Source organism: Micromonospora sp. NPDC023966 (genome assembly GCF_040639095.1).
GTDB lineage: Bacteria > Actinomycetota > Actinomycetes > Mycobacteriales > Micromonosporaceae > Micromonospora.
The window spans coordinates 1-10,373 of record NZ_JBEZZJ010000063.1; the positions used below are offsets into that span (position 1 = coordinate 1).

Annotated in this window: 12 protein-coding genes; 8 read left to right on the plus strand and 4 right to left on the minus strand. The window is 70.5% G+C overall.

Annotated features, from left to right (window positions below; translation table 11 throughout):
- Positions 1–151: 151 nt before the first annotated feature.
- From AB0F68_RS34505 to AB0F68_RS34515, 3 genes are all read right to left on the minus strand, one after another.
- Positions 152–994, minus strand: coding sequence for an IS3 family transposase (locus AB0F68_RS34505; protein ID WP_357345969.1), 843 nt, complete (start codon positions 992–994; stop codon positions 152–154).
- Complete coding sequence (locus tag AB0F68_RS34510) at positions 991–1,302, minus strand: transposase (RefSeq protein WP_357345971.1); 312 nt, start codon at positions 1,300–1,302, stop codon at positions 991–993. Before AB0F68_RS34510 ends, AB0F68_RS34505 begins: the two co-directional genes overlap by 4 nt.
- A 264-nt stretch (positions 1,303–1,566) precedes the next feature.
- Positions 1,567–2,343: a hypothetical protein gene (locus tag AB0F68_RS34515; protein WP_357345973.1), complete on the minus strand. Its 777-nt coding sequence runs from the start codon at positions 2,341–2,343 to the stop codon at positions 1,567–1,569.
- A gap of 311 nt (positions 2,344–2,654) precedes the next feature.
- Between AB0F68_RS34515 and AB0F68_RS34520 the strand changes: the two genes are divergently transcribed.
- From AB0F68_RS34520 to AB0F68_RS34555, 8 genes are all read left to right on the plus strand, one after another.
- Positions 2,655–3,179, plus strand: coding sequence for a hypothetical protein (locus AB0F68_RS34520; protein ID WP_357345975.1), 525 nt, complete (start codon positions 2,655–2,657; stop codon positions 3,177–3,179).
- Positions 3,172–4,014 carry a DNA methyltransferase gene (locus AB0F68_RS34525; RefSeq protein WP_357345977.1) on the plus strand — a complete coding sequence of 281 codons (843 nt, stop codon included), beginning with the start codon at positions 3,172–3,174 and terminating at the stop codon, positions 4,012–4,014. Before AB0F68_RS34520 ends, AB0F68_RS34525 begins: the two co-directional genes overlap by 8 nt.
- A gap of 347 nt (positions 4,015–4,361) precedes the next feature.
- Entirely contained in the window at positions 4,362–5,585 is a 1,224-nt protein-coding gene (locus AB0F68_RS34530; protein ID WP_357345979.1) for a hypothetical protein, read from the plus strand.
- 177 nt (positions 5,586–5,762) lie between these two features.
- Positions 5,763–6,785 (plus strand): DUF4192 domain-containing protein, encoded by a 1,023-nt coding sequence (locus tag AB0F68_RS34535; RefSeq protein ID WP_357345981.1) that lies wholly within the window; start codon positions 5,763–5,765, stop codon positions 6,783–6,785.
- 6 nt (positions 6,786–6,791) lie between these two features.
- Positions 6,792–7,244 (plus strand): hypothetical protein, encoded by a 453-nt coding sequence (locus tag AB0F68_RS34540; RefSeq protein ID WP_357345983.1) that lies wholly within the window; start codon positions 6,792–6,794, stop codon positions 7,242–7,244.
- Between the two features lie 234 nt (positions 7,245–7,478).
- On the plus strand, positions 7,479–7,757 hold the full coding sequence (locus AB0F68_RS34545) for a hypothetical protein (protein ID WP_357345985.1): 279 nt from the start codon (positions 7,479–7,481) through the stop codon (positions 7,755–7,757).
- Positions 7,758–8,011: 254 nt separating this feature from the next.
- Positions 8,012–8,698, plus strand: a complete 687-nt coding sequence (locus tag AB0F68_RS34550) for a GGDEF domain-containing protein (RefSeq protein ID WP_357345987.1) — start codon at positions 8,012–8,014, stop codon at positions 8,696–8,698.
- Entirely contained in the window at positions 8,695–9,987 is a 1,293-nt protein-coding gene (locus AB0F68_RS34555) for a hypothetical protein (protein WP_357345989.1), read from the plus strand. Before AB0F68_RS34550 ends, AB0F68_RS34555 begins: the two co-directional genes overlap by 4 nt.
- Before the next feature lie 94 nt (positions 9,988–10,081).
- On the opposite strand, the gene AB0F68_RS34560 is transcribed toward AB0F68_RS34555, so the two are convergent.
- Positions 10,082–10,234 carry a hypothetical protein gene (locus AB0F68_RS34560; RefSeq protein WP_357345992.1) on the minus strand — a complete coding sequence of 51 codons (153 nt, stop codon included), beginning with the start codon at positions 10,232–10,234 and terminating at the stop codon, positions 10,082–10,084.
- Between the last annotated feature and the right edge of the window lie 139 nt (positions 10,235–10,373).

Sequence of the window (10,373 nt, forward strand, 5' to 3'; positions counted from 1 at the left end):
ACCCCCCGGATCATGCATACGACAGGGGCGGTAAGTCATACCGGGCCGGGCGACCGAGAGTCCCCGGCTGGGGACGATCAAAAAGGTAACGGGGGCGATAGTTGGCTCGGCTGGGTCGTGCTGGCGGGTATGCCAGGCGGTCTCGTACTCGTCAGGGCTGAGGTAGCCCAGCTCGCGTTGGATGCGGCGGGTGTTGTACCACGCCGTCGATGTAGGCGAAGATCGCGTTCTCGGCCTCGTCGCGGGTCCGCCAGCTCGCGCGGTAGACGAGTTCGATCTTCAGCGTCGACCAGAAGTTCTCCATCAGCGCGTTGTCGTACGAGTCGCCGACGGAGCCCATCGAGGGCAGGATTCCGTTGTCCTGTAAGCGTTCGGCGAAGCGGAAGGACGTGTAGTTCGACCCGCGGTCCGAGTGGTGGATCAGCTGGCCGTCGCGGATGTCGCGGGACCAGATGCCGTATTCGAGAGCGGCGAGGATCAGGTCGGTGTCGCAGCGGTCGGAGGTCTTCCACCCGACGATCCGGCGGGAGAACGCGTCGCGGACGGCGGCGAGCCAGAACACGCCTTCGCCGCAGGGGATGCGGGTGGCGTCGGCGACCCAGAGCCGGTTCGGCCCGTCGGCGGTGAACTGCCGGTTGACCAGATCCGGCGCCGGCGTTGCCCGGGGGTCCTGCCGCGTGGAGCCGCCGCGCCAGCCGCGGCGCAGGAACGCGCCCTGCCAGCCCTGGTCGGCCATCAGCCGCTCCACCCGCTTGCGGCCCACGCGAATGCCGTCACGGCGTAACTGCCGATGGACCCGATCCGCGCCGTAGGTGTGCCCAGACGCCTCCCAGATCTCGTGGATGTTGGAGATCAGGCCGAGGTCGACCAGGTGACGGTCGCAGGGCTGTTCGACCTGCTTGACCCACGCGTAGTAGGTCGAGGCGCCGATGCCCAGGACCCGTAGCAGGAGCGCGACCGCGAACTGGTCACGGTGTTCATAAATGAACGTCATGACCGTCGCCGGGTCGGGTCGAGCTCCGCCGCGAAATACGCGCTCGCCGCTTTCAGGATCTCGTTCGCCCGCCGCAGCTCGGCGACTTCCTTGCGCAGCCGCCGGTTCTCCTCCGCCATCTCGCTGGTCGGCCGATCGGCGCGCTCACCCGCGTCGGCCTCGGCCTGACGGATCCAGTTCCGCAACGCCTCGTGATGCACACCGAGCTGTTCGGCCAGGCGCCGGATCACGGGCTTCGGGTCCGACTCGCGGTACAAGCGCACAGCGCGCTGGCGTAGCTCGTCGGGGTACTTCTTCGGTGCTGCCACGGACGACTTCCTCCTCACGGCCATCAGACCATGATCAAGAAGCTCCATGAAAGCGGGGGTAGCTCATCCCCACCGGGCGGGCATGTCGTGGATGACATGCACCGCCCAGATCTCGGCTGTCAGGCCGATCGAACTCGTCGCCGGTCTGTCACGACCTGACGAAACCGGTCACCGACTTATGTTGCCTTCCGGGTGGACACCGAACGCGACGAGGCCGCCCGGCGGACCGGGGCGGCCTCGTGTCGAGATGCGCGCGGACGGTGGTCAAGCCGCCAGGGCGGCGTCACGGCGGCGGGACGAGCAGATCGGGCCGGACAGGTCGCCTCGCGTGACGGCTGCGGCTACGACGCGCTCGGCGCGGCGGCGCCGCATGCGCAGGACCGACGCGGTCACGCCCTGCTCAGCCGCCAGGTGCTCGATCAGTGCGTCGCCGAAGCGGGTCGCGCTGATCAGCTCGGCGGCTTCGGCGGTGATCAGCCCGGCGGCGGCTGCCCGGCCGAGCAGCAGATCCGGGTGCCCGTAGGGCATCCTCGGCGAACGCGAGCCGCTCGGCAGGTCCAACGGCAGTTCCTCACCGTCGTCGGCCTTGACGACCGAGGCGCCGGCGCGCCACGCCGCCCAGCACAGTCGCAGCCACAGCCGGGGCGGGGCGAGGTCCGCCGTGCGCAGTGCGTGAAGGAACCCGGCGAGGACTTCGGAGTCAACGTCGTCGGCGTGCCGCGCGTAGCCACGGCTGACCTTCGCCGCGAGGTGCGTCAGCGCGGGCAACGCCACACCGATCGCGCCGACCACCCAGGCCGGTCCCCGCCGGCGGGCGTGGTGGGCCAACTGCCGCCACACCTCGTCGGTGATGTCGCTGTCGTAGCGCCCGCACAGCAGCAGCTTGCGCAGCTCGTCCAGCGGCATCGTCGTGTCCGGTAGGCCCGGTATTGGCCGGGCGTCGAACACCAGCGGCGCGGGTTCGCAGGTCAACAGCTCGAACGCCTTCTCGGCGGTGGTCAGCGCCGTTCCGGCCGTCCTCGTGCGGGTGGTCGTTGCCATGGTGATGTCCCCTCGACGCAAGCGCCTCGCCCTGTGCGAAGGCCGAGACGTTGATTGGGGCAGCCCGACCTGACACCACGAGCGCTTGTCAGACCGGGACAGGGCGTGTCGGGTGGTGTCAGGTTCGCCGCCGCGACCGCCCGCGCAAGGTTGTCAGGCGGCCGGGGTGACCGGTTCTGTCAGGCCGGGGGCGGGTTCGATCTGCCTGTCAGCGGCGCACTGGGAGCGTCAGTACGCCCGCCGGTCCGGGGGCCACCACGCCCATGGCCAACAGAAATCCACGCCGCGCACCGGTCCCCGTAGGGGATGTGGTGCCCGGCGACCCGCCCGTGCCGATCACCGTCTGGCCGATCCCCGCCCCGCAGCCCGGCGAGACCATGTCCAACGCGATGGGCGTGCGACTCGTCCACAACCTCACCCACCCATCCGATCTCGTCGTTGACCTGGCCGACGGGCCGCAGCTGGCCCACGCGGTCATCGCCACCCACCGCCGCAGCCACCTGCACGCGCCCCGACCGGCCGGCTGGGGTCGGGAGGCCGCGACGCTGATCGTCACCGGCTGGCCGGTCGACAACACCTCAACGGTCGAGTTCTTCGCCCGCTGCCGGGCCAGCCTCGTGGCGGGCGGCTGCGTGGCGGTGCTGCTGCCGCACGGCGACGTCGTCGCACCGGTCGACGTCGTCATCGCCGCGAAGCAGGCGGGGCTGGCGTACCTGCAGCACATCGTGGCGGCCGACCGGCCGCCGCGGCGTGGCCAGCAGGCGCAGCTGGACATTCACACCGACGTACTCATCCTGACCCGCAGCGCGACGCAAAACGGGGGCACCGATGGCTGACCCCATGCCGGTCACCTCGGTGTGGCTGACCTGCCAGCAGCCCGCCCGTGACCAGCGGCGAGGCCGCTACGTCCCGCAGACCTCCAGCCACCCGGGCAAGATGCTGCCCCACCTGGCCGCGCACGCGATCAGCTCGTACACCGCGCCGGGCGATCTGGTATTCGACCCGATGTGCGGGTCCGGCACCACACTGGTCGAGGCCATGCACCTCGGCCGGCACGGGATCGGGATCGACATCGAACCGCGATTCACCGCGCTGGCCGCCGCCAACGTCGCTCTCGCTGCGTCGCAGGGCGCCGCCGGCGCGGCGCAGGTGCTCACCGGCGACGCCACTCGTCTCCTTGAACTGGTGCCCGCGTCCGCGGTCGGTCGGGTGAGCCTCGTTCTCACCTCACCGCCGTACGGGCGCGGGACCCACGGCCTCGTGCAGACGACGAGCACCGGGGTACGCAAACGCAACCACCACTACGGCGACCGAGAGAACGGCAACCTCGCCTACGCGGGATGGTCTCGCCTGCTCGACGGGTTCGCCGCGATCCTGGCCGCCAGCTACTACCTGCTGCGCCCCGGCGGGACCGTGGTGATCACCTGCCGGCCGGTACGCCGCCAGCGCGACGACCTGATCGACCTGCCCGGCGAGTTCCTCGCTGTCGCCCGGTCGGTGGGGCTGATTCCGGTGCAGCGGTGCGCGGCGATGCTCGCCGCCGTCCGCGACGGGCAGATCGTGCACCGTGCCAACATGTTCGGGCTCCTCGCCGTTCGCCGAGCCAGGGACGAAGGCATCCCCGTGCACCTGGTGGCGCACGAGGACGTGCTGGTCCTGCGTCGCTACTAAAACACCGCGAGTTCGGCTGAACCCAAGTGTTCGCACGACGAATCCGGGTGTCCTGAGAGGCTGAGCGAGCTGGGCTGTCAGGTCCTGCCAGAGCGGCGAACCTGACAGCCGCAGCCCCACCAGCAGCGACACGGCTAGCCTGAGGGCTCTCCTCCTGTTACCTCTGTGCCTGATCTGATCCGTCCCGCGACGGCACCGCGCCCACCTGCCTGGTCGGCCGCCGCTCGCCACGCTCGGATCCGGCACCCACCACCCCGGCCCTCTGCTGTCTGCCGTCGAGGGCACCCCCATCCGTTCAGGCGGCCACCACACGGTGGCCGCCTCTTTTCATGCCCGAAGGAGGGCTGATGCTTGCAGCCACCCCCAATTCCACAGCCGGCGAGACGATGACCGACGGGAGATTCCTGGACCAGGTTCGGACCCTGCAGGCCGAAACGATCACCGCCATCGGAAAGCGGCAGACACTCGCCGTCAACGCCCGTCGTGCGCTCATCGCGTCGCTGCGCAACCGGCTGATCTGCCGGCCCGGCTGTGAGGACGCACTCGCCGCATGGGGCCTGCCGCCGCTGCCGCAACGCTGGACCGTCTCCGCCGACGCGCAGCTGTCCTACACCCGGGCGCACACCAACCTCGAGCAGGCGCGCGAACAGGCCCGCTGGGATGTGCCGGAGGAACTGCGCCAACTGCAGCCGGCGATGGTCGTCTACCCGCGGCACGTCATTGAGGTGACCGCCGCACCGTGCGGCAACGACCAGCCCGGACCGCAGCGGTTTTCCATCAACGTGCAGGTGACGCTGCAGACCTGGGCCACCGCCACCCGGCAGGCCGACGCGCACGAAACGGCACGCACGCTCGTGGAAGGCCACCTACCGGCGCTGGCCGGCGCCGGGATCAGCGTGACCGCGCTCACCTGGCAGGCCGCCGACAACCCCGACGACGTCGCCCTCGACCACGCCGACACCGAAACCCCTGCCACCACTGCCGCACAGCTGGCCGACATCAACGACGTCACCGCCGCGACCGCGGCGCGTGACGCCGCCGTGCAGGCCCTCGCCGACCGGCGGCGCGCCATCCGAACCCGGGCGATCCGCGCCCTGCTCGACGACGAGATCGGCGGCATCTACCAACACACCGCCCAGCGGGTCAACCAGTTCCTGACCGACCTCGGCCTCGACCCGCTGCCGCGCGCACATCACGTCACGGTGGTCGCCGACCTGACACTGCCCGGCGCCGCCGGCACCGCCCGGCAGGCCTGCGACGCGGCCCGAGACACCATGCGCCCGGCCACCACCAGTTGGCCGGATGCGGCCCGGCCCTGGACCGCATACGGCTGGACCGACCCCGAAGAAGCCGTGCCCGACGGCGACGGCTGGCGGGTTGCGTGGCGGCACGAGTACGAGATGTGGCTACGCGGCCACACCACCACAGCCACTGCCACCACCAGCGCCGAAGCGCTCGCCCGCGGCGACCTGCGCCGGACCCTGACCGGCGTCGGCTACCACCTGGTCGCGGTGAGCGTCACCGTCGAGGACGTCGGCGTCGACCTCTACCTGGATCCCGACAACGACTGAACCGAGCGCCGCCCGCGGTCTTCGCTCCCGAGCAGGCGCCACCTCACCCACCGTCCCGCCCTGCGGATGGCGCCTGCCCCCCCCGGCAGCGGAGCAGGCGGCACAGACGCGGGCCAACCACTTCCAGCCCGGGGCGTCCGCCGTCCACTTCCTGCCCCCTCTCACCTGGAGATCACCGTGTCCTTCACAGTGAACAAACTGACCGTCCGATCATCAGCCGACCTGGTGGCCGCAGTGCCATACCTGCTCGGCTTCCACCCCAGCGACGGCAGCATCGTCGTGATCGCCTCCCGCGACCGGCGCGTCGTGTTCGCCGCCCGCGGCGACCTGCCCACCCCCGCACACCTGCTGGGCGAGTTCACCGCCCACCTGGTCCCGGTCGTGCAGCGGCAGCAGCCGATCACCGACCTGATCCTCGTCGGCTACGGAACCCCCGAACACCTCGACCCGGCACTGCGCATCGTCGGCGACGCGTTAACCACCGCCGGCCTGAAGGTGCGGGAGATGCTGCGCGTCACCGAAGCGCGAATCTTCAGCCTCACCTGCAACGACCCGACCTGCTGCCCGGCGGACGGAACCCCGTTCGACCCGACCGCGTCACTGGTCGCCGTCCAAGCAACCGTCGCCGGGCTCGTCGCACGACCGGACCGGGCCGCGGTAGCCCGCTGCTTCACCGCCGGCGACAGCGCCTGCGACAGCATCCGCGGCGCCACCGACTCAGCGACCGCCCGCATGGAGGCGGTGGCCGCCATTGGCAGCGCCGCCGTATTCGAGGCCGGCGTGCTGGCGGTCCGCGACGCGCTGCGCCAGCACGACAACGGTGTCCGCCTCAGCGACGAGGAGGTGGCCTGGCTGAGTGTGCTGCTGACCGACAGGCCGGTGCGGGACCTCGCCGTCGACCTCACTCAACCCCACGACCAGCACATCACCTTCTGGGCCGAGATCACCCGCCGCGCCGATACCCCACTCGTGGCGGCGCCGGCGACGGTGCTCGCCCTGACCGCGTGGCGGAGTGGGGACGGGGCCCTGGCCGTCATGGCCGCCGAGCACGCCCTGCAGGTCGACCCCGGCTACCAGCTCGCCCACCTGGTCCTGCACGCCCTGCAGGCCGGGCTGCCACCCACCGCCATCGAGGAGGCCATCACCCGCACCCACCGCACCTCGACCCGCAACTCGGACACCGCCGACGAACAGGAGTGACCCCTGATGGACCCGATCCGCGCCATCCTGCTGTCCCTGGCCCGCAGCGCTGAGGAAGCCCGGCTGCGTTGGCACGCCGAACGCGCCGCCGTGCGAGCCCGCGGCGAAACACGCAACCGCAGCGACGCCTTCGCCCACAACGTTCAGGCCAACCTGTGCCTGATCACCGCGATCGGCGCCGCCGACCTGCCGGCGAACTTCCGCCTCTACGACACCACCCTGTCCCGCGACCCGCTCACCGCAGCCGCCCAGCTTCGCGAGGTCACCTCCGCCTACCACCCAAGCGGGGCGATCGAGGCCGAACACGAGGCCGCCCGGCTGGCCTACCAGGCCGCCCTCGCCGCACCGCTCACCGCCCAGGAACAGCACTACGTCGACCTGCTCGCTGACCTTCCGCCCGCCCGACGCGACAAGATCATCGAAGCCGCTGAGGAACGCGCCCAACACCGACCGGCATAGAGCACCGGACCGGCTTCGCGCCCAGGCGCTTCGCCCCGCCGCTGCAGAGCCGTCCGTCCTGCGCTGTCAACGCGCTGGACGCTTTCAGGCAGTTGGTGGGGGAGTACCCGCGGCGCCCACTCGATGCCCCCGCCAGGTCACCCCGGGTAACAGCCCAGCCATCAACGGCCGCCGAACCGCACGCTGCGGCTGCCTCACCCGAGCCCGACGGCAACCATGCCACGAAAGGAATACATGAGTCTCTACACCCTCACACCCAGACCCGGGTTCGAGCGGTACACCGTTCAGGTCGGCTGGCACCCGCACCGCACTCTCGTCGCCACCGTCGTCGACTTCACCTGGGACCCGGTCACCGCACCGGACCGCCAACCCGACACCATCCACCTCGGCCGGGTCGAGACGATTCTCGACCCGGCCGAGGTGCTGGCGGCCGTCGAACCCTACGCCGACATACCAGCCGACCTGCCCGCGAGGCTCCGCGCTGATCAAGCCGCGCACCCACTGCGCCGCTGAGACTCACTCGCCGCACCCTGCACCGATGGGACGGCAACGGTGGCGCACGGCTCCGGAGTACGCCGACGACCGGCCCCGCTGACGCAATCGCCCCGACAACGCCTGCCCCGGGATGCGGTCACCACCGGTGCCGTGCACCCCAGCGGCACGAACCAAACCGGTCCGCCAATGGCGGGCCGTCGTCGTATCAGGACCCGGGACGCGCCGCCTAGGAAACGATCGCGTCCCGGGTTCTCCTGCAAAGGAGGAACCCAGTGTCCCTACCACTGACCATGATCGCCACCGGCGTGGTGGCGTTCAGCCTCGGCACGCTCACCACCTGGCCGATCATTCACCGCCTGCGCACCCAGCTCGCCGACGCCACCTGGGCGATGCTTCACGACCCGCTCACCGGGATGCTCAACCGCGCCGGCCTGCACGCCGCCCTCACCGACAGCACCGCCGCCCAGCCGGTCATCGTCGCCCTGATCGACCTCGACAACTTCAAACACGTCAACGACACCCACGGCCACGACATCGGCGACCAACTCCTCATCACCATCGGCGAGCGCGTCACCGACCTCGCCGCACTCCACGGCGGCACCGCCGCCCGGCTCGCCGGCGACGAATACGCAGCCCTCCTACCGGCCCGCACCGACGACCTCGAGCGCCTCGCCGACGCCTTCGCCACGGTCATCGCCCAACCCGTCACCCTCCCGGCAGGCGACGACGCCGTCACGCTCACCGTCACCGCCAGTGTCGGCCTCGTCCTCGCCGACACCACCGACTGCCTCACCCAGGTGGGCCTGCACCGGGCCGACATCGCGATGTACCACGCCAAACGCCGCGGCCACAGCCGCCACGCGGTCTACCGCCCGGGCATGACCATGCCACCCGCCCAGCACCGCCGCGGACCCCGCCTACGCGATCGGCGCCAGAGCACCGGCGAGGTGACGGCATGAGCGCCGCGCAGGAGGAGATGGCCTGCCAGGTCTGCCTCGCCCCGCTGAACACCCTCGGCATACCACCCACCTACGTACACCCCGCCCACCTGGCCACCGACGGCCACGACCCCGATCCGGTACCGGTCAGCCGGCTCGACACCGTCCGCCGCAGCTGCGACTTCTGCGGCGACCCCTATCCGACCTGGACTCTGCACGGCGGCGAGGTCACCGCCCTCGCCGTCGGCCCCACCGCAGGACTCATCCAGAACTTCGGCCACGCCTGGGCAGCCTGCGCCACCTGCCACACCCACATCGACGACGGCCGCCACGACAAGCTAGCCGACCACGCCGCCCGGACACTCGGCCTCAGCGACCACCCGCAGGCGCGACAGCGCGTTGAAGAACTGCACCGAGCGTTCCTTGACGCCCAACTGCCCGGCCGCACGCTCATCACCACCACCGCGTGGCCGGCAACCACCATCACCGCCGCAGAGGTGCCCAAGGTCCGTGACCGGCTCACCCGCTTCTACCGAGGCAACGGCCAACTGCCCGCCGCGCTCGGAATCACCAAAACGCGCGCGGAAATCGCCACTGGCCTGGACCGGTCGCACCTCTACTGGATCGACAACGACTTCACCGAACTGGCCGACCACGCCGTAGCCCAACTCCCGGACACCCCCATCAGCCGCGACGCCCTGCCCTCGACCGACGGGCTGCTCATCTGGGCGCGGCCACTCACACCCCGCCAGCTCGCCGCCGCATCCTGGACCGCCACCAACAATGGCCTGCACCTCGTCCTCTACCGCACGATCGGCGCCGGCCTCGAACCCAGGCCCCTGCAGCGGCTCCGCGAACAGGTCGGCTGGCTCGCACCCATGAGCACCACTCGCCTCGGCGAACAGGAAACGATAGGCAATGGCCATCCGTCGGCAGCCCTGGTCGCGACCTGGCTGCTCATCACCCAGAAAGCCGCAGAAGTGGCCACGGCAAGACCAGACAGGGCCGTGGCCAGGGCCTACGCCCGGATGAACCGGCCCACACCCGAGGTACGCATTGTGCGCATCCGCGGCCGCCACCTCCCGTCGGCGCAGGGGCCGTCGACGTCGGGCGATCCGCAGGGCTCTCAGACCAGGCGGTTCTGGGTGTCCGGCCACTGGCGCAATCAGGCCCACGGGCCAGGCCGATCGCTGCGCCGCCCCGTCTACATCCACCCGTTCCTCAAAGGCCCTGACGATGCACCGATCGCCTTGAGCACCACGGTGCGCATGCTCAGCGCCGGCCATCCGGAACTGAAGGACCGCGAGTAGACGGCGCCTTGGGGGTGGCGTGTCGGGCGCATGCCACCCCTCGACGCCTAGCTTGATCTTTAACCTGCTGGGCGGCAGCATCGACCCCGGTTGATCATGAGGACGGCCCTTGATCGATCATTCCTCTTGCTAAGGGACACAGCGCCACCCGGTCGGTGCTGGCCGCAATCTGCCAGCCGTGCTCGCGCAGGACACGGCAGATCGGCTCGACGCCGAACACCTGCTTGTGCTCGTCGATGAACCTCACGAGCGTGGCTGTGGCCGGTCGAGCTCGGCCGCGAAGAAAGCCGACTTAGATTCAGGTGGTCAATGCAACGGTGCTGGTAGATGGGTGACTTGTGGCGCGAATGGGTCGGCCTGGCATGTCGGAGGCGATGAAAGAGGAC